The 19,134-nt window shown below is 42.3% G+C and carries 14 protein-coding genes; 10 read left to right on the top strand and 4 right to left on the bottom strand.

The window, feature by feature from the left end; translation table 11 throughout:
* Positions 1 to 20 precede the first annotated feature (20 nt).
* The gene (locus BIZ38_RS02610; RefSeq protein ID WP_054552462.1) at positions 21 to 782 is read right to left on the bottom strand and encodes a substrate-binding periplasmic protein; all 762 of its coding nucleotides are present in this window, start codon (positions 780 to 782) and stop codon (positions 21 to 23) included.
* Positions 783 to 886: 104 nt separating this feature from the next.
* Between BIZ38_RS02610 and BIZ38_RS02605 the strand changes: the two genes are divergently transcribed.
* From BIZ38_RS02605 to BIZ38_RS02575, 7 genes are all read left to right on the top strand, one after another.
* Positions 887 to 2,164, top strand: coding sequence for an EAL and HDOD domain-containing protein (locus BIZ38_RS02605; protein ID WP_262387546.1), 1,278 nt, complete (start codon positions 887 to 889; stop codon positions 2,162 to 2,164).
* A gap of 54 nt (positions 2,165 to 2,218) precedes the next feature.
* Positions 2,219 to 2,833: a paraquat-inducible protein A gene (locus tag BIZ38_RS02600; protein ID WP_138600179.1), complete on the top strand. Its 615-nt coding sequence runs from the start codon at positions 2,219 to 2,221 to the stop codon at positions 2,831 to 2,833.
* 43 nt (positions 2,834 to 2,876) lie between these two features.
* Positions 2,877 to 3,230 (top strand): hypothetical protein, encoded by a 354-nt coding sequence (locus BIZ38_RS02595; RefSeq protein ID WP_187489497.1) that lies wholly within the window; start codon positions 2,877 to 2,879, stop codon positions 3,228 to 3,230.
* 104 nt (positions 3,231 to 3,334) lie between these two features.
* On the top strand, positions 3,335 to 4,657 hold the full coding sequence (locus BIZ38_RS02590) for a TolC family protein (RefSeq protein WP_187489496.1): 1,323 nt from the start codon (positions 3,335 to 3,337) through the stop codon (positions 4,655 to 4,657).
* On the top strand, positions 4,650 to 6,107 hold the full coding sequence (locus BIZ38_RS02585) for an efflux RND transporter periplasmic adaptor subunit (RefSeq protein ID WP_187489495.1): 1,458 nt from the start codon (positions 4,650 to 4,652) through the stop codon (positions 6,105 to 6,107). The genes BIZ38_RS02590 and BIZ38_RS02585 overlap by 8 nt, the downstream gene beginning before the upstream one ends.
* Positions 6,104 to 9,208: an efflux RND transporter permease subunit gene (locus BIZ38_RS02580; RefSeq protein ID WP_187489494.1), complete on the top strand. Its 3,105-nt coding sequence runs from the start codon at positions 6,104 to 6,106 to the stop codon at positions 9,206 to 9,208. The genes BIZ38_RS02585 and BIZ38_RS02580 overlap by 4 nt, the downstream gene beginning before the upstream one ends.
* 142 nt (positions 9,209 to 9,350) lie before the next feature.
* Positions 9,351 to 9,806 carry a hypothetical protein gene (locus tag BIZ38_RS02575; protein WP_187489493.1) on the top strand — a complete coding sequence of 152 codons (456 nt, stop codon included), beginning with the start codon at positions 9,351 to 9,353 and terminating at the stop codon, positions 9,804 to 9,806.
* A gap of 3 nt (positions 9,807 to 9,809) precedes the next feature.
* On the opposite strand, the gene ppx is transcribed toward BIZ38_RS02575, so the two are convergent.
* The 3 genes from ppx to BIZ38_RS02560 form a co-directional block, all read right to left on the bottom strand.
* A complete protein-coding gene (ppx, locus tag BIZ38_RS02570; RefSeq protein ID WP_187489492.1) occupies positions 9,810 to 11,297 on the bottom strand; it encodes an exopolyphosphatase in 1,488 nt (495 codons plus the stop codon).
* A complete protein-coding gene (ppk1, locus tag BIZ38_RS02565) occupies positions 11,290 to 13,371 on the bottom strand; it encodes a polyphosphate kinase 1 (RefSeq protein ID WP_187489491.1) in 2,082 nt (693 codons plus the stop codon). Before ppk1 ends, ppx begins: the two co-directional genes overlap by 8 nt.
* 120 nt (positions 13,372 to 13,491) lie before the next feature.
* Positions 13,492 to 13,998 carry a glycine cleavage system protein R gene (locus BIZ38_RS02560; protein WP_187489490.1) on the bottom strand — a complete coding sequence of 169 codons (507 nt, stop codon included), beginning with the start codon at positions 13,996 to 13,998 and terminating at the stop codon, positions 13,492 to 13,494.
* A gap of 347 nt (positions 13,999 to 14,345) precedes the next feature.
* On the opposite strand from BIZ38_RS02560, the gene BIZ38_RS02555 reads away from it, so the two are divergent.
* Genes BIZ38_RS02555 through pstB form a run of 3 tightly spaced genes read left to right on the top strand, consistent with a single transcriptional unit; the run spans position 14,346 to position 19,099 of the window.
* Positions 14,346 to 16,580 (top strand): ABC transporter permease subunit, encoded by a 2,235-nt coding sequence (locus tag BIZ38_RS02555; RefSeq protein ID WP_138600186.1) that lies wholly within the window; start codon positions 14,346 to 14,348, stop codon positions 16,578 to 16,580.
* 15 nt (positions 16,581 to 16,595) lie between these two features.
* Complete coding sequence (gene pstA, locus BIZ38_RS02550) at positions 16,596 to 18,245, top strand: phosphate ABC transporter permease PstA (RefSeq protein ID WP_054552474.1); 1,650 nt, start codon at positions 16,596 to 16,598, stop codon at positions 18,243 to 18,245.
* A gap of 26 nt (positions 18,246 to 18,271) precedes the next feature.
* Positions 18,272 to 19,099: a phosphate ABC transporter ATP-binding protein PstB gene (gene pstB, locus BIZ38_RS02545; RefSeq protein WP_054552475.1), complete on the top strand. Its 828-nt coding sequence runs from the start codon at positions 18,272 to 18,274 to the stop codon at positions 19,097 to 19,099.
* The last annotated feature ends 35 nt before the right edge of the window (positions 19,100 to 19,134 follow it).

The following is a 19,134-nucleotide window of genomic DNA, read 5'->3' as shown; positions in this document are numbered from 1 at the left end:
AAGCGGAATATCCCTAGTTATTATAGGGGTATAGTTTTTGTGTATTTATTGATTATGGCATCTAAGCTGCCAGAATTTTTAAGTTCTTTGATTGCTGCATTTATTTTTGGTAACAATGATTGATGTTCACTGCGGAGGCGAATTTTTAGGTTGCCTAGCGAGTGTAATGCGCCAAAACTGATATCAGCATCAAATTGCTCAGCCCAATATAATGCTGGCAGTTTATCTATTATGACGACCTCAATTCGGTGTATTTTTAGTGCCTGAATGAGCTGTTGTTCAGAGTGAAAATCAACCCGTTTAAAGCGGTTATCGTCATAATAGTAATAGCCTAAAACAGTCCCTACGGGTTGATTACGAATACTGTTGAGTTGCTGCCATTGAGCCACCGAGCTTTTTAAACTCACGAGATACTCCTCAACTGCAAACAGGGTGTCTGAGTAACTAAATTGTCGGTTTTGTTTTTCTGTCTGGCTCAGCCACTCGGGGCTTATGACATCAAAATCAATATTCCCTTGGTGAAGGTATTTGACGGTTCGTTTTGCAGGAAGCTCGACATGCTTTACTTGAACATCAGCAAGCTGCATAACTTGCTTGATCAGTTCGGGGAGGATCCCTGGATTGCTTTTGTCATCAATATAATAAGGATAGTAGTTCCCAGAGCCGGTTACATTATATTTCAGTACAGGCTGCTGCTCAGCCAAAACTGCTTGAGTAAGAAAAAGTAACAGTAAGAAAATCGAGTTAGAGAAGCGCAATGGTCTGATTGAATTCGTTTTCATGTACCTAGTTTGGTTGGATTTTTGTTTTTTAGCAAGGCAAACATCTTTCACTATACTTATAACAATAGTAATGTGGAGTTAGCCACATTTAAGTGAGAAGTTGAATGTCAGAATTAAGTATGGAAGGTAATAAAAGTCAGAGCATGACTCAGTATATAGCCCGGCAGCCAATATTTAATGCTGATAGAAGTTTATATGCTTACGAATTATTGTATAGAGAATCGAGCGATAATGTCTTTCCGGTAGGAACGAGTGATGGCCAAGCAACGGGGCGGCTGTTTTTTAACGCGTTAATGTTGATGGGACTCGAGAAGCTAACAGGTTTTCAACCTGCGTTTATCAATCTATCGACTGACGCTATTTTGGATGACTTTCCTAAGCTGTTGCAGCCACGCAGTGCGGTTATCGAAATAGTGGAGCGGGCTACTAGCATTCCAAAAGTAGTGAACCGCGTTAAACAATTAAAACAAGAAGGCTATTTGTTCGCGCTTGATGATTATGATGGCACAGAGAAATGGCAAGATATTTTGCCTTTGATGGATTTTATTAAGCTTGAAGTTACGCAGCCGATTATCAAAACCAACATGATGATCAAAAAGCTTAAACGCAGCTTCCCAGAAACCACTATCATAGTGGAACGCATTGAAACTTATGAAGATTTTCAACAACTAAAAGCGGCAGGTTGTGACCTGTTTCAGGGCTATTTTTTTGCCAAGCCGGAGCTTTTGAGTTTTGGTAATGTTGAACCATCAAAAATTGCTGTGCTTGAATTACTTAACTGTACTGCGCAAACAGATTTAAATTTTGATGCAATTCAACAACGTGTTGCTAAAGATATTGGCCTTACTGCACGCATTTTAAAATTAGTTAATGCGCGTATAAGTAATAGCCGGCAAACAATTCGTTCGATTTCACAAGCGGTTATTTACCTTGGTGAAGATGCGATTAGACAATTTGTGCGGGTATTAGCGCTAAGCGAATTAGGCAATGACAAACCGCAAGAGCTGACCAAACTTGGTTTAACAAGAGCTAAATTTATTGCTTTGATGCTTGAACCCGGCGGTAAAGACCTAGCTGAACAAGGTTATTTAGTCGGCTTACTCTCTGTTTTAGACGCTATTTTAGATATGGAGCTTAATATCATTGCCAAAGAGTTTTCATTGGGTAGTGAGCTTTCGAGTGCACTGTTAAACTTTAATGGCATGCAAGGGGCGAGCTTACAACTTGCTAAAGCAATGGAAGAAGAGCAGTGGCACACAGCCCTTGAACTACTCAAGATGATCCGCCCAGCCTCAAAAATGGATGTGGTTTTTCAAGCTATGTATGATGCCCGCGCATACGCAGATGAAGTATTCGCAAGCTTATCTTCGGTTACAGACTAAGAGCGCAGAGTTCGTTATGATGCAGACTCTGAGTATTAAAAAGGTTTGTAACTAATGCGTGTTGTTTTTCCTATACTGGCTATTTTAATTGCCTTAGTGTTACTTATTCCCGGTGTAACCCAGCCAGTGCTCACCCTTGAAGGAAAAATTGATAAATCTAAGCTTGCCAAAACAGGTATTGAAATGATTGCCGATGAAGGCGATCGCAATACCCGTAGCGTGTTAATGATGGCATCAAGCATGCTGGGGCTTGATAAGCTTGAAGGAGAAATCGATGCCTACAAAAAAACACGCAGCATTTGGGGCACCGTGAATGAGCTTGCTAATAACAAAAACTACCTTGTTGCCGCGCTTGTAGCAGTGTTCTCAATTGTCATTCCCACCTTAAAACTCCTGATGCAATTGCTTTATTGTTTCTTACCAGTGAATAGGTTTAAGTATTTGCTCGGTCAACTCATACAAGGCCTAAGTAAATGGAGCATGGTCGATGTGTTTGTGATTGCATTGATCGTGTCTTATTTAGCAGGTAATGCCGATGGGCAAATGGGCGAGTTGATAAAAATGCATGCTGAATTGGGTGATGGATTTTGGTATTTTACAGGTTATTGCTTGTTTGCTATTGCTGCCAGCAGTAGCATAAAAATAGATAAACCCTTGTCGAGTTCGTAAATTTCGGGCTACAATTTGGGCACTTAATTTTTAAGGTATGATGATGACGCGACTTTCAAGCTACTTATTGATAGCTATGATGCTGCTCACTTTTGTGGGTCAGTCAGTTGCGTCTGTTGCTATGGTATGTGATATGCCACATGCCAGCATGCAAATGGATCATCATGCTAATATGAATGCTGACAGCGACATGAGTGATATGGATTGTTGCCATGAAGACGTAATGGATAACAGCGATTGTGCGTGTCCGTTCAATGCCTGTACAGCTCACTCACTCCTGCCGTTAAATGATTTAGTTGTTAAATCAATTAAGCAATCAGAAAAAGTCACCATGTCAGGCGCCAGCCAGCTTAGTTTTCACGTCAGTTCTTTATATCGTCCACCTATTACTGCTTAAGCAGGATAGGTCTGTCTAAAATTCAGTAAAACGCTGAAATACACCTCATTCTGCACCCAAAATCTATTGTTTTTTAACCATTTTTAAGATTTTTGGAGCATGTGATGATTCACAGCAAATTGATTAAGTCGCTTTCTCTAGGCGCAGTATTGATAACCTCAAGTTTAGTGAAAGCAGAGCCGTTAGCACTCAATAAGGTGATTGATTATGCATTGACTCACGAGCCTTGGTTACAGGCAAATAAATACCAGCAACAGGCGATAGAAGCGCAAAGCATTGCGGCAGGTACCTTGCCAGATCCTGTATTAACCGTTGGACTCATGAACTTACCAACCGATGGCTTTGCCTTTGACCAAGAGGGTATGACGCAATTCAAAGTGGGCTTGTCACAACAATTTAGCCGAGGTGATAGTCTTGCCTTACAGCAACAAGCTTTAAAGCAATCGGCTGAGCAATACCCTTGGCTTAGAGCAGACCGCCAAGCACAGGTTAAAGCCATTGTTAGCGAAGCATGGCTAAATGCCTATCGCGCACAAAAAAGCATTCAACTGATCAACCAAGATAAAGCCTTATTTAATCAACTTATTGATATTACAGAAGCAAGCTATGCCAATACACTAGGTGCGACTCGCCAGCAGGATATTATTCGCGCCCAGCTAGAGCTGACTCGGCTTGAAGATAAGCTGGTGATGTTAGAGCAACAGTTTGATAGTGCCAAAAAGCGACTAGCACAATGGCTACCTATTGAAATGCTAAACGGTGCAGTGAGCGATGAAAACACCAAGGTGGCCGCAGTAATGCCTTATCAAGAGCTTACATCATCGGGGGTGACTGAAGTGCTGATGAGCCACCCGGCAATTATCGCTATTGATCATGCTATGCGTGCCAAAAACACCCAAGTGCAAGTGGCTAAAGAGGCGTATAAGCCGCAATTTGGTATGAACCTAGGTTATGGCTATCGTGATGATACCCCGATGGGTGACTCTCGCGCTGACTTATTCTCTATTGGGGTGAGTATTGATTTACCGCTGTTTACTGATAATCGCCAAGATCAACAAGTTAATGCAGCAATAGCTAATGCCGAGGCGGTAAAAACCAACAAGCTTATTACACTGCAAAAATTGCAAGGTCAGTATTTTAAAGAGCTTAGCCAGTTGAGCCGACTTGCCAAGCGAAAAGCACTCTATCAACAGCAGCTATTACCGCAAATGGCAGAGCAAGCCGAAGCGACATTAAATGCTTACACCAATGATGATGGTGACTTTTCAGAAGTGATGCGCGCACGCATCAGCGAACTTAACGCAAAAATTGATGCGTTGAATATCGAAATAGACAAACAAATAACCCTCGCTCGCCTTAACTATTACGCAGCAGCAAAAGATAACCAAATAAATGCAGCACAAAGCCAAGGAGCTAGCAATGAATAACACAGTGAAATTAGTTATCGCTTTGGCGGTAGGTGCAGCATTGGCTACGGCTGTAAATAAATTGGCTGAGCCAGAGCATGCACAAATGCCAAGCGCTGAGAAAAAGCCGCTATATTGGGTGGCGCCCATGGACAGCAATTACCGCCGTGATGAACCGGGGTTATCACCAATGGGTATGGAATTAGTGCCCGTTTATGAAGAGCAAAGTAGCGCTGAAGACAGCCCTGGTACTGTGAGGATCTCACCCGCGGTCGTTAATAACTTAGGGGTAAGAACAGCGCCCGTACGGTTTAAATCATTACAAACGACGGTTGATACGGTTGGTTATGTGCAATACGACCAAGACCAACTCGTGCATATTCACCCTCGTGTCGAAGGTTGGATAGAAACCTTATATGTAAAAGCTGCAGGTGACCAAGTTAAGCAAGGCGAGCCACTTTATACCTTGTATTCTCCACAGCTAGTGAATGCACAAGAAGAGCTACTGCTTGCCCTTAAGCGTAACAATGCAGTGCTTATACGTGCGGCAAAAGCACGCTTAGCCTCACTGAATGTTTCTGACGATTTTATTGCGCGATTAGAGCAAAGCCAAAAGGTCAGACAAAACATTACCTTTTATGCCAAGCAAAGTGGCGTACTGGATGAGCTAAATATCCGCGAAGGTTTCTTTGTGAAACCAGGCACAACTATGATGAGTATTGCTCACCTAGAAGAAGTATGGGTTGAGGCTGAAGTTTTTGAGCGTCAAGCTGGGCTTATTCATAAAGGCTTGCCTGTTACCATGAGCTTAGATTACTTACCGGGCAAACGCTGGCAAGGCAAGGTCGATTATATTTACCCAACCCTTGATGAGAAAAACCGTACCCTGCGCGTGCGTTTACGTTTTGCCAACCAAGATGGCTTATTAAAACCGAATATGTTTGCTGAAGTGAGTATTACTACCAAGCCAACTGAGCCGCAATTAGTGATAGCAAAAGAAGCGGTGATCCGCACAGGTAGCCAAGACCGTGTCGTCATTGATTTAGGTGAAGGACGCTTTAAATCAGTCGCAGTGACACTAGGCCGCAGTGATAATCATGATGTCGAAATTTTATCAGGCTTATTGAAAGACGATAACGTAGTGGTTTCAGCGCAGTTCTTAATAGATTCCGAATCAAGTAAGAGTTCTGACTTTATGCGTATGCAAGAACCAGATAGCGAGAGCGCAATGGTGAATGGCGTGATCAACAGCATTGATCGCGAAGCCCGTACTGCCGTGATTAGTCGCGAAGCCATCCCTAAGTGGGGGCGCGGGGCTGCAACTATGGAGTTTCACTTTTCGCCGCGCATCGATATGTCTAGGTTACAAAGCGATGATGAAGTGCATTTTACCTTTAAATTGGTGGACGGTGAGTTTGTGATTTTTGACATCATGACCATGAGCCACCCTATGCAAGGAGAAATGCAATGATAGCTGCCGTGATCCGTTGGTCAGTCGGTAATCGCTTCTTTGTATTACTGCTGTCTTTAATGTTGGCAGGTTTTGGGATGTTTTCTTTAAAGAATACCCCAGTTGATGCCTTGCCTGACTTATCTGATATACAGGTTATTGTAAAAACATCTTACCCAGGACAAGCGCCACAAGTGGTGCAAGACCAAGTAACGTTTCCTATCACTACAGCCATGTTGTCGGTGCCGGGTGCTGAAACGGTAAGGGGTTTTTCGTTTTTTGGTGACTCTTATGTATACGTTATTTTCAACGAAGACACCGACCTTTACTGGGCCCGTAGTCGGGTGCAAGAATATTTGAGTCAAGTAAGTGCTCGCTTACCGGATTCAGCGAGGCCTGAACTTGGCCCAGATGCAACAGGGGTAGGCTGGATTTACTTGTATGCGCTGGTGGATAAAACTGGTAAGCACGATATTAGCCAGCTACGAAGCTTGCAAGATTGGTTTTTAAAGTTTGAGCTGCAAACGGTGCCGGGCGTATCAGAAGTAGCGTCTGTTGGCGGTATGGTTAAGCAGTATCAGGTTAATGTCGACCCCGATAAATTGCGTGCTTATGGTATTCCGCTAAGTTTAATTCAAACAGCAATTAAGCAAGGTAACCAAGAGCGCGGTGCCTCAGTGGTAGAAATGGCTGAAGCCGAATACATGGTATCGAGCACAGGTTATATTAAAAGTGTCGCCGATTTAGAGGCCATTCCGCTGGGTACTAACTCCAATGGCACGCCACTGCAATTACGTGATGTGGCCGATATAAAACTTGGTCCGCAAATGCGCCGTGGTATTGCCGAGCTTAACGGCGAGGGCGAAGTAACAGGTGGTGTAGTGGTGATGCGTTTTGGAGAAAACGCCGAAGCAACCATCAAACTAGTAAAACAAAAGCTAGAGTCGCTCAAAAAAGGTCTGCCTGAGGGGGTTGAAATCATCCCTGTGTACGACCGCTCAAACCTTATTACCCAAGCGCTTGATAACTTAAGCTCAAAGTTAATTGAAGAATTAATTGTCGTGGCCTTAGTATGTGTGGTGTTTTTATTCCATATACGTTCATCGATCGTAGCCATTATCACGTTGCCAATGGGCATTTTAACGGCTTTTGTGGTGATGTATTGGCAAGGTATAAACGCCAATATCATGTCGCTTGGCGGGATAGCGATTGCTATTGGTGCAATGACCGATGGTGCTATCGTGATGATAGAAAATATGCATAAGCATATGGAGAAAACCCCACTGACCGATGAGAACCGCTGGCAAGTGGTGATGGACTCAGCCTCAGAAGTCGGGCCCGCGTTATTCTTTAGTTTATTAATTATCACAGTCAGCTTTATGCCGGTGTTTATTCTTGAAGCACAAGAAGGGCGTATGTTCTCGCCACTGGCTTATACAAAAACCTATGCGATGGCAGCTTCGGCGGGTTTAGCGATTACACTAGTGCCGGTATTAATGGGCTACTTTATTCGCGGTAGGGTTATTTCTGAGCAGAAAAACCCTGTAAACCGCTTATTGGTGGCAGCCTATAAACCTTTATTAAGTGCGGTGTTAAAAGCGCCGAAAACAACATTGGTACTGGCCTTGGTGTTGGCTGCTATCGGCTTTTATCCGGTTAATAAAATTGGCAGTGAGTTTATTCCTCCCCTTGATGAGGGCGACTTAATGTACATGCCAACGACTTATCCAGGTATTTCCATTGGTAAGGCCCGTGAAATCTTACAACAGACCGATAAGTTAATTGCCAGTATGCCAGAGGTCGAGTCGGTGTTTGGTAAGGTAGGTCGCGCAGACACTGCCACAGATCCTGCGCCGCTTACCATGATCGAAACCTTTATTCAGTTAAAGCCAAAGTCACAGTGGCGCGAGGGCATGACAACCGAGAAACTGAAAAAAGAGCTCGATAATCTGGTTAAGTTCCCAGGGCTTACCAATGCGTGGGTTATGCCAATCAAAACCCGAATCGACATGCTGGCGACTGGTATTAAAACGCCTGTGGGGATCAAAGTTGCAGGGCCAAAGCTAAGTGAAATTCAAAAAATCGGTGAGCAAATAGAAGTCATCTTAAAAGATTTACCGGGCACAGCGTCGGTGTACTCAGAGCGCGTTGCCGGTGGTCGCTACATCAAAGTTGATATCAACCGTGAAAAAGCAGCACGGTACGGTTTGAACATTGCTGATGTGCAACAGGTAGTTGCCACCGCTATCGGTGGTATGAATGTGACCGAAACGGTTGAAGGGCAAGAGCGTTACCCAGTTAACTTGCGCTACCCGCAAGATTATCGCGACTCGCCAGAAGAGCTTAAGTTGTTACCGATAGTGACACCAAACGGACAGCGTATCGCATTGGCTGATGTTGCCCATGTCTTTATCGAAGATGGCCCGCCGGGTATTAAAAGTGAAAATGCACGTATTAATGGCTGGAGCTTAATCGACATTGAAGGCAGTGATATCGGCAGTTATGTTGAGCGTGCGCAACAAGCGCTGCATGAGCAACTCGAGCTACCTGCTGGTTACTCAATTACGTGGGCGGGGCAATATGAATACATGGAGCGCGCAAAAGCTAAACTCAGTTATGTATTGCCACTCACCTTGGCAATTATAGTGGTGCTGTTATACCTCAATTTTAGAAGCTTTATTGAGGTGGCAATGATCATGCTGACCTTACCGCTTGCGATGATAGGCGGTATTTGGCTGATGTACCTTGAAGGCTTTAACTTCTCGGTTGCAGTTGGGGTAGGTTTTATTGCCCTAGCTGGGGTTGCTGTGGAAATTGGCGTGATCATGCTGGTTTATCTTAACCAAGCGTATCAAGATGCTAAAGCGCAATCAGCACAGTTTACGGTTACAGAGCTGCGCCAAGCAATCATCAATGGTGCAGGCCTTCGGGTTAGACCAGTGATGATGACAGTTGCCACTATTATCATAGGGTTACTGCCAGTGCTTTATGGCACTGGAACGGGCAGTGAGGTGATGAGCAGAATAGCCGCGCCTATGGTCGGTGGGATGCTCAGTGCCATAGTTTTAACACTACTTGTGCTACCTGCGCTTTACTTTATATGGCGTAAACGCCACCTATAAATTTTACAGTCAGTGTGTAACTTGTACGCTTTTACTGGCTGCAAGTTACACATTTTATTTTTAACTTATTGATAATTGGTTTGTTTATTGCTGGTGTGATTTATGCAAAGTCATATTAAATTGATTTTAATAAGGAATGCACATGCAAGTTAAAACAATACAACAAGTTTATGATTGGACCGTGTTATTTCATACTCAAATGGCAGCCAATTTCCACAGTGTTAAAGACTTACTGGACGAGCATAATCAAATGCTGGTGGATTATTACCTGCAATATGAGAAGAAACTAGCAGAAGATCTCGTTGGCTTTAAAGCTATTACAGAAATAAACACGCTTGATACCTATTGCTATGAGTATTTTGCTGAAAACCCAGAGTTAATTACTTTTAACGATATCAGCACAGAACAGCAAATTGATGAAAAGGCGATTCAGGTTTACTTAACCACTCAACACCAAAAAGTAATCGACTTATACGAGTACTTGGTATCGCGAGCTGAAACAGAGCAAAGTAAAGAAAAGCTCGAACGTTTACTTGAGCTTGAACATCAAGGCCTTAAGCAAATGATGCAAAGCTCTAACCGCCATATGGATATGTAGTCTTTAATGAAAATCGAGTAAGAAGCCGACTTTTTTAAGGTATTTTTGCTCTTGCTGTAAGTCAGCTAAAAGCAAGGTATGTTCTTTAAGCCACTTATTGTGAAACTTTAAGAACATACTATTTTGCTTGGCTGTTACCTCAAGTTTAAAACCTTGATCGGTAATACGCTTTTGATTCAGTAGTACCGCTAAGCGCAAAATCACAATAAGCTGCAATATTTCATAATGCTGCATGGTATGCAGAGCCGGAAACTCTTCTAAACGAATTTTTTTACGATAAAAACGGATCATGCAACTAAGCAAGGTTTGTTGTTGCTGCGTAAAGCCAGGTAATTGGCTATTCGCAACGATATACGCGCTGTGCTTATGTATTCCTGATGAATTAACCCCTAAGCCAATTTCATGCAGCTGCGCAGCCCAATCCAATAAATTTATGTAATCTGAGTCGGTCAGATGCCATGTTTCTCTTACTTGTTCAAACAGCCACTTTGCAGTTGTCGAGACACGATTAGCATGCTCTTTATCTATGGCGTTACGCTCAGATAGGTTCGCTATGGTATTAGTGCGAATATCTTTGTGGGCGAGCTTTTGCTGCATTTCATGTAGCAGGCCTTCACGAAGTGAAAAATCGCTGTATTGCATCGCTTCGATTTTAAACAGCCTAAATACCGCGATTAAAATGGCTAAACCACCACAAATACTCACTTGCCGCTCAGGCGTAAGACCTTCAATTTGCAGCGCTTGTATTTGTTTAGATGCAATAAACTGGGTTTTTAGTTCTAATAACCGCTCTAAAGTAATTAGCTCTTGCTCTGCATCATTGGCATTGATCATGGCAAGGATAGATTTAATTGTGCCTGATGTTCCCACAACAGATTGCCAGCCAGCCGATAAGTAATTAGCAAAAATTACTTCGAGTTCTTGTTCTGCGCGTACCTCAGCTTTGGCAAAGCGCTTAGCAGTGATTTGTCCATCTGCAAAAAACTGCTTGGTATAGCTAACACAGCCCATGTTGCGACTAGCAAGTAGCTTGTGCTTAAAGTGTTTACCAATGATGAGTTCAGTACTGCCGCCACCGATATCAATAACTAAGCGGTTTTCATCGTGATGAATGTAGTGAGCTACACCTTGGTAAATTAAACGTGCTTCTTCTTGCCCTGATATTACTTCAACTGGGTAAGGAAACACCTTACTAGCTTGAGTTAAGAACGAATGAATGTTTTTCGCGCGGCGCAATGTGTAAGTAGCAGCCACTTTGACATTCTCAAGGGGAAAGTCCTGTAAGGTAGTAGCAAACTGCTTAAGAATCGCCAGCGCGCGCTCTATAGCTTCTTGGCTTAAGTGATTTTTATCATCTAAACCATCAGCTAAATAAACGCGCTGCTTTTCTTTGTGTAAGATTTGCAAAGAGCCATCGACCTCTCTTGCCACCACTAAATGAAAACTGTTTGAGCCTAAATCAACGGCAGCAATTGAGGGATAATCATTCATTATTATAGTTACTTTCCCATTTCTTAAGGTGGTCATAAATGGCAATTTGCGAGCGAATTTTTTTACGATTGCCACGGCGCACATAGCTGTTTTTTTGTTCGCTATCGATTATGCGCGCTTTTGATCTATCTTTAAACTGTAGCTCAAGAATATCAATAATAAGCTGTTTTAATTTTTCATCATAAATCGGTGTGGCGACTTCAACACGGTGATCAAGATTTCGAGTCATCCAATCCGCTGATGAAATATACACTTTTTCTTCGCCATTATTATGAAACACCATCACCCGAGGGTGCTCTAAAAAGCGGTCAACAATACTAATAATACGAATGTTATCGTTCACGGCAGAGGGCACTAATGAACACATGCCACGCACAATAATGCGAATTTTCACGCCGCGTCTTGCGGCAAAATAGAGGTGATCAACCAGCTCTTTATCAACAAGATTGTTTATTTTTAGCGTAATTTTGCCAGCCTTACCATGCTCTACATTGGTTATTTCAGCATCAATTAGCGACATAATAGTTTGTCGTGCGTTGACTGGTGATAGCATCAAGTGATCAAACTGAAATGGTTTATAGCTACTTTCGATGAATCTAAAAACGCTATCGCACTCTTCGCTAATACCTTCATGTCTGGTAAATAAACTAAAGTCAGTATAAATTTTGGCAGTTTTCTCATGGAAGTTACCCGTGCCTATATGGGCATATTTCACGATGTTGTTCTTTTCTTTACGATGAATAACGCATAACTTGCTGTGCACTTTCAATGCAGGAATACCAAAGATTACTTTAACACCGGCATTACTCAGAGTTTTTGCCCATTCAATATTGTTTTGTTCATCAAAGCGCGCTTTCAGCTCAACCATAACGGTTACGTGTTTGCCATTTTTTGCCGCATTAATAAGCGTAGAGACAAGTCGAGACTGGCTCGCAACGCGATAAATATTGACCTTAATTTGGGTTACATCTGGGTCAAACGCCGCTTGGCGTACAAACTCAAGTAAGTGGTTAAAGGTGTGGTAGGGGTAATACAGTAAAATATCTTGCTCTGAAATGGCATCAAACACACTTGAGTGATTGTTAAAAGCCGTGCTTTGTAATGCAGGCAGTGGTTTGTTTTCTAAATACTGACGACCAACATTCGGAAACGCAATAAAATCGCGGAAATTACGGTAACGACCGCCGGGGATCAACGCATCATGTTGACTAATATTAAGACGCTTTTTCATCACTTTAAGCATTTCAGCTGGCATGCTCTCGTCATAAACAAGGCGCACAGGCTCAGCAGAAATACGTTGCTTAAGACCCTTTGACATTTTATCGAGCAAGCCTTCTTCTAGCTCATCATCCAAATTGTACTCGGCATCACGGGTGAGTTTGATGGCGTAGCATTGAATATCATCAAAGCTAAAAAAGCTGCTAAACACATCGCGAATAAAGTAGGCGATGATGTCATCTAGCATCACGATGGTTTTGTGACGGCGTGTTTTCTCTGGTGGCAAAATAACAAAGCGTGAGACGCGGTCGGTTGGCACTTCCATCATGGCATAATGACTTTTTTGATTGGTCATCTCGACGAACAAATAGGTCATGGTGTCGTTGATTTGATCTGAGTAGTCTTTCTTTTCAGAGAGTAAAATCGGCAATATGTGTTGTAGCACATTGTCGTGGAAGAATTTTTTCAGCCAACTCAAATGAAATTCAGACAACTCTTCTGGTTGTTCAACATGAATATTATGCTCGTTTAAGTCATTTAAAATATCTTTATGAATTTGATTAAACTTTTTACCAAGCTGGAGCACTTTACTTTGGATCTGATGAAGTAATATTTCGTCTTCTTCAAAGTTCGCATCAGGAATTTTATTAAGTAATATGCGGCGTTTTACATCGGCAACACGAACACGGAAAAACTCATCCATGTTGTTTGAGTAAATACCTAAAAAGCGCATGCGCTCAATAATTGGGTTCGATTTATCTTTGGCTTCTTGCAGCACGCGTTCATTAAAAGACAGCCAACTTAGCTCTTTGGCAAAGTAATTAACGGCTTGAGAAGAAGAATGTGATGCGTTCATCTGGTTTTCCAACGTTTATAGCTAGTTAGAATGTAGAGGATGCAGATGACACAAGTATGACAAGCGTGTCAGTTTTGTGACACGCTTAATCTAACTTTAGTTGTAGAAGTGGTACTTGGTTTAAGCATCCTCAATATCAACAATTAGGTCTGTGGTAATAGACTCAAGTGCGCTGATCACTTCGTCTTTGTTCATGCCTATTGGCAAAGCAACGGTGGCAACAGCACTAAAAATTGGCACTCCCCAGTTAGGTGCACTTTGTTGTTTTGAATTTAGGTGAGTGATATTCGCTCCTTTGTGACGAATAACGCTGGCTAGCTCTTGTACAATGCCTGGTCTGTCGTTACCAGTAATCACGAAGTTAATTTCCTCAGACGGAACATCAGGCAAGGTATCAGTTCCACGTTCAATTCGAACTTCAAGATAAGGTAAGCTGTGAAGAGCATCTTGTAATTCTTGCAAATGCTCTTCGGGTACTGCGGCTTCGATAATTCCGGCAAAATGACCTGCAAGGTGGCTCAAATTACTTGTCAGCCAGTTACCATGATGGTTTAAAATTGTGGCAGAAATATCTTCAACTAGGCCGGGTTTGTCTGGCCCTAAAATAGTAATTACTAACTGCTTCATACTTAAATCTCTATAAAAAGCCTCAGAAAAATGCAATAAAAGGGAGGAGGCGTTGGTTAAAAATGATTCTTATTGTTGAAAAAAATAAGTCTTATTGAGTATTGATGCTGTTTTAATGTTTGTCCAATTTTTTCACTGTAGTTATAAAAAATTAGTTATAACAATTTGTTAGCTTGATTGTGGTACTGTAATAAAAGTGCTCCACAATGACTTATTTTGGTCATTCTTTAACTTTAAAATACGTCCCTGAAATACTCGCTTTATTACACTGAATTATGACGTTTGTAACATTACTGTCATCTTGGTGAAATATAATTCGCGCAACGTTAAGTTTTAAGGGTGTTTTGATGACTTCCAATCCGAATAAACCTACCTTTCATACGGATAGAAGCCGTCTATTTAAAGACAGGTTTGCCAAGTGGGGTATTTCCGCGGGTGGCGTAATGGTGCTTGTAGCACTGCTACTCATATTCTTTTACCTTCTTTATGTTGTTCAACCTATTTTTGAATCAGCAAAAGTAGAAACACGTAATAGTGTAAAACTACAAAATGCGTCAGAAGTTGTTGGACTTGGCATTGAAGAGCAAACAGAAGTTGCCTTTTTACTCGGTGAAAAAGGTAATGTGGACTTTTACAATGTTGAAAAAGAGCAATTTGGTAAAAAGATCACCACTCTTAATACAGAATTACCAAGCGATGTAAGCAGCTTTGCAAGCTCTGCACCGTTTCAGGGGCAATACGCATACGGCCTAGAGAATGGCTCTGTTGTTGTGGTTGCGCCAAAATTCTTAGTGACATTCCCGAACAACCAACGCCAATTAACACCGCGTTTAGATTACCCGTTGGGTGATATGGCGCTTGAGGTTGACGATCAAGGTGCGGCAATCACTAAATTTGCATTTAGCCACTACGAAGATAAAACAGCTGTTGTTGCTTTAACCGCTGACAAGCGCGTTTTATTTAGCAGCTTTGTGGGTGAAGAAAACATGTTCACCGGCGAAGTAGAGTGGGTTGTTGAGCGTACTGAGCTTGATATCGAAGGTCGTGTTGATGAGCTATTAATCTCACCAGATACAACACGTACATTCGTGCGTTCAGCAAATCAAATTTACGTATATGATACACGTTACCCTTCTGAAGTTGAGCAAATCCAACTGCTTGCAGCTAACGAAGAAAACGCGAACCTAGTTTCAACTCAGCTATTAGCGGGTGCAAACTCACTGATGCTTGCTAACGATAATGGCGAAGTATCACAGTGGTTTGAAGTAAACACTGAAAATGGCCGTGAGTTCCAAAAGATTCGTGCATTTGAAACCAGCAAGCAATCGAAACTAAATATTTTTACTGAGTTCTATCGTCGTACCTTCTTCACAGCGGGTGCTAACGGTGAGCTTGGTATTTATTACACAACCAGTGATGCAAAACTATGGCAAGGTAAAGTAAGTGATGGTCCAATTCAAAACTTTGCTATTTCACCACGTTCAAATGCGGCACTGATTCTTGCTGATGACGCGTTAAAAGTGATTGAAATCCATAACGAGCACCCAGAAGTAACCTGGTCTGCATTATGGCAAGAAGTGTGGTACGAAGGCTATCCAGAGCCGGGTTATATCTGGCAGTCAACGTCTGCGAGTGATGACTTTGAATCTAAGTTCTCGTTAGTGCCAATTTCATTCGGTACGATTAAAGCTGCAATGTACGCAATGTTATTTGCGGTACCCATTGCGCTTTCAGCGGCAATTTACACGGCGTACTTTATGTCGAGTGAATTACGTAAAGTGGTTAAGCCGACTGTAGAAATTATGGAAGCATTACCAACGGTAATCTTAGGTTTCTTAGCAGGTCTTTGGTTAGCACCATTAATTGAAGAACATTTACCAGCGATTGTCGGATTATTGGTGTTGCTGCCAATTGGTATCTTATTAACTGCATTCGGCTGGAACAAACTACCGGCGTCAATTCGTCACCGTATTCCTGAAGGTTCGCATTCAATTTTACTTATCCCAGTGGTTATCTTTATTGGCTGGTTATCGTTTGCGATGAGTAACTCAATTGAGCTTTGGATGTTTGACGGTAATGTGCGTCAGTACCTAACCAATGAATTAGGTATGACATTCGACCAACGTAACTCACTAGTTGTTGGTATTGCGATGGGCTTTGCTGTTATCCCAACTATCTTCTCAATTGCTGAAGATGCGGTATTCAGTGTTCCTAAGCACTTATCAAACGGTTCATTAGCACTTGGTGCAACGCAATGGCAAACATTGGTTCGCGTAGTACTACTAACAGCAAGCCCGGGTATCTTCTCTGCAGTTATGATGGGCCTAGGCCGTGCGGTAGGTGAAACAATGATTGTACTAATGGCAACAGGTAATACACCTATTATGGACTGGAGTATCTTCCAGGGTATGAGAACACTTGCAGCGAATATCGCGGTAGAAATGCCAGAGTCTGAGGTAGGTAGCTCGCATTATCGCATCCTATTCTTAGCAGCATTTGTATTATTCATATTCACATTCGTTTTCAACACAGTGGCTGAGTTTGTTCGTCAGCAACTGCGTGAAAAATATAGTTCAATGTAGGTGGAGAGACACGACATGGTAAAGCAGTGGTTTAAGTCTGGTTCTCCTTGGATTTGGATGACCGGCGGTGCGGTAAGCATCAGTTTAATCTCGGTTCTTGGCTTACTAGCCATGATTGCTTGGAAAGGTTTAAGCTTTTTCTGGCCATCAGAAGTAGTGCAATTTGAGCTGCAAGGCTCTGTTGCAAAACAAACAGTGATCGGTGAAATTTATGACCGTGAACTAGTTGCAAAATCACGTATTGAGGCGACGGGCGTTGATTTATCTCATTACGACAAAGAGCAGCTAGAGCGCTTACTGATCAAAACCGGTAACCGTGAGTATGTTGATCTCGATTTCCGTTGGGTACTAGAGACAGACATTACATCGCGTACTGCGCCAGCAGAGCTTGCAGTATTCGAACGTAGCAAAAACGGTAACTTTTACGGTTATGTTGAGCAGGTTATTAAAGACGGTGAAGTTATCACAGATAACAAAATCGATGTGCTTTATGATCTTGTAGAGCGTGCTGTTGACCTAAATGACCAAGCGTTAGACTTACAAAATGGTGATATTGGTCATATTAACTATGAACTTGAGCGTTTACGCTTAAAAGAAAAAGCATACCAGCTTGATAACGAACTAACCGATGAGCGTGTTGCTGAGCTTGCACAAACTCGTGCTGAGTTACGTGCTGAATACACAGTGTTAGAAAAGCAGTTATTTGCACTTCGTAAAGAAGCAAAGCGTGACCAAGTAACTGTGAGAGACATGCGCGGTGAAGTGGTTACTTTACCTCTGTATCAAGTTCTTGATGTGTGGTTCCCTAATGACATGGGCTTCTTTGCTAAGCTTGGTCACTATTTTGTACAACTTGGTAAGTTTGTAGCGGATGACCCACGTGAAGCAAACACTGAAGGTGGTGTATTCCCGGCAATTTTCGGTACTGTATTCATGGTATTACTAATGGCAGTGATTGTGACGCCATTTGGTGTGGTTGCAGCGATTTACTTGCATGAATACGCAGCAAAAAATGCCGTGACTAAGATGATCCGTATCGCGGTAATCAACCTTGCGGGTGTACCTTCGATTGTATACGGTGTATTTGGTCTAGGTTTCTTTGTATACATGCTCGGTGGCAGCATTGACCAATTATTCTACCCTGAGTCGTCGCCAAGCCCAGTATTTGGTACGCCAGGTGTGATTTGGTCTGCATTAACGCTCGCAATTTTAACGCTGCCTGTTGTTATTGTTTCGACAGAAGAAGGTTTATCACGTATACCAAGTACGGTTCGTCATGGTTCATTAGCACTTGGCGCAACAAAAGCAGAAACGCTATGGCGCATCATCATTCCGATGGCAAGCCCTGCGATTATGACAGGTTTAATCCTAGCGGTTGCACGTGCAGCCGGTGAAGTAGCACCACTAATGCTTGTTGGTGTTGTTAAGATGGCACCAACACTGCCTCTTGACGGTAACTTCCCATACATACATTTAGATAGAAAATTTATGCACTTAGGTTTCCATATTTACGATGTTGGTTTCCAAAGCCCTAACGTAGAAGCGGCTCGTCCGCTGGTATATGCCACGGCATTCTTACTGGTATCAGTAATTATCGCCCTGAATATCACCGCGATTGGTATTCGTAACCACTTACGCGAAAAGTTTAGAGCTCTTGAGCATTAATACAGAATTTTTATAGGTAGACAGAGATGATTACAGTTGCACCACAAGTAAACCAAGCGAAAAGCGCGGCAAAGCTAGATTTAGATAACCTAACTGCAGAGCAAACAGCGTTAGAGATTAAAAACTTAGATCTATACTACGGTGATAAACAAGCGCTTAGCGGCGTAAATATGAACATCCCGAAAGGTCAGGTAACAGCATTTATCGGTCCATCGGGTTGTGGTAAATCAACACTTTTACGTTGTATCAACCGTATGAACGACCTTGTTGATAGCTGTCGTATTGATGGTGAGATCTTACTACATGGTCACAATATCTATGATAAGAATGTAGATGTTGCTGCACTACGAAGAAATGTCGGGATGGTATTCCAACGTCCTAATCCATTTCCAAAATCAATCTACGAAAATGTCGTTTATGGCCTACGCTTACAAGGTATTAAAGAAAAGCGTAAACTAGACGAAGTGGTTGAACAATCTTTACGTGGCGCGGCGTTATGGGATGAAGTTAAAGACCGTTTACACGATAGTGCATTTGGCCTATCGGGTGGTCAGCAACAGCGTCTTGTAATTGCTCGCTCAATTGCTATCGAGCCTGAAGTACTACTTCTGGATGAGCCTACATCGGCACTAGATCCAATTTCTACTTTAGTTATCGAAGAGCTAATTAACGACTTAAAGAATAAGTTTACCGTGGTAATCGTTACTCACAACATGCAACAGGCTGCTCGTGTATCAGACCAAACTGCGTTTATGTACATGGGTGAGTTGATTGAGTATTCAGATACCAATACGTTATTTACAACACCAAGCAAGAAGAAAACAGAAGACTACATTACAGGCCGTTACGGTTAGTTAATAAAGTTACTTGGTACCGTAAACGAAATTTA

It is taken from the genome of Pseudoalteromonas sp. BZK2 (assembly GCF_014349195.1).
Classification (GTDB): domain Bacteria; phylum Pseudomonadota; class Gammaproteobacteria; order Enterobacterales; family Alteromonadaceae; genus Pseudoalteromonas; species Pseudoalteromonas simplex.
This window is presented reverse-complemented; position numbering and strand designations above follow the sequence as displayed.

Bases quoted from the DNA above. Each gene is read 5' to 3' on its own strand.
- BIZ38_RS02610 (WP_054552462.1), bottom strand. From the start codon at position 782: ATGAAAACGAATTCAATCAGACCATTGCGCTTCTCTAACTCGATTTTC.
- BIZ38_RS02605 (WP_262387546.1), top strand. From the start codon at position 887: ATGTCAGAATTAAGTATGGAAGGTAATAAAAGTCAGAGCATGACTCAG.
- BIZ38_RS02600 (WP_138600179.1), top strand. From the start codon at position 2,219: ATGCGTGTTGTTTTTCCTATACTGGCTATTTTAATTGCCTTAGTGTTA.
- BIZ38_RS02595 (WP_187489497.1), top strand. From the start codon at position 2,877: ATGACGCGACTTTCAAGCTACTTATTGATAGCTATGATGCTGCTCACT.
- BIZ38_RS02590 (WP_187489496.1), top strand. From the start codon at position 3,335: ATGATTCACAGCAAATTGATTAAGTCGCTTTCTCTAGGCGCAGTATTG.
- BIZ38_RS02585 (WP_187489495.1), top strand. From the start codon at position 4,650: ATGAATAACACAGTGAAATTAGTTATCGCTTTGGCGGTAGGTGCAGCA.
- BIZ38_RS02580 (WP_187489494.1), top strand. From the start codon at position 6,104: ATGATAGCTGCCGTGATCCGTTGGTCAGTCGGTAATCGCTTCTTTGTA.
- BIZ38_RS02575 (WP_187489493.1), top strand. From the start codon at position 9,351: ATGCAAGTTAAAACAATACAACAAGTTTATGATTGGACCGTGTTATTT.
- ppx (WP_187489492.1), bottom strand. From the start codon at position 11,297: ATGAATGATTATCCCTCAATTGCTGCCGTTGATTTAGGCTCAAACAGT.
- ppk1 (WP_187489491.1), bottom strand. From the start codon at position 13,371: ATGAACGCATCACATTCTTCTTCTCAAGCCGTTAATTACTTTGCCAAA.
- BIZ38_RS02560 (WP_187489490.1), bottom strand. From the start codon at position 13,998: ATGAAGCAGTTAGTAATTACTATTTTAGGGCCAGACAAACCCGGCCTA.
- BIZ38_RS02555 (WP_138600186.1), top strand. From the start codon at position 14,346: ATGACTTCCAATCCGAATAAACCTACCTTTCATACGGATAGAAGCCGT.
- pstA (WP_054552474.1), top strand. From the start codon at position 16,596: ATGGTAAAGCAGTGGTTTAAGTCTGGTTCTCCTTGGATTTGGATGACC.
- pstB (WP_054552475.1), top strand. From the start codon at position 18,272: ATGATTACAGTTGCACCACAAGTAAACCAAGCGAAAAGCGCGGCAAAG.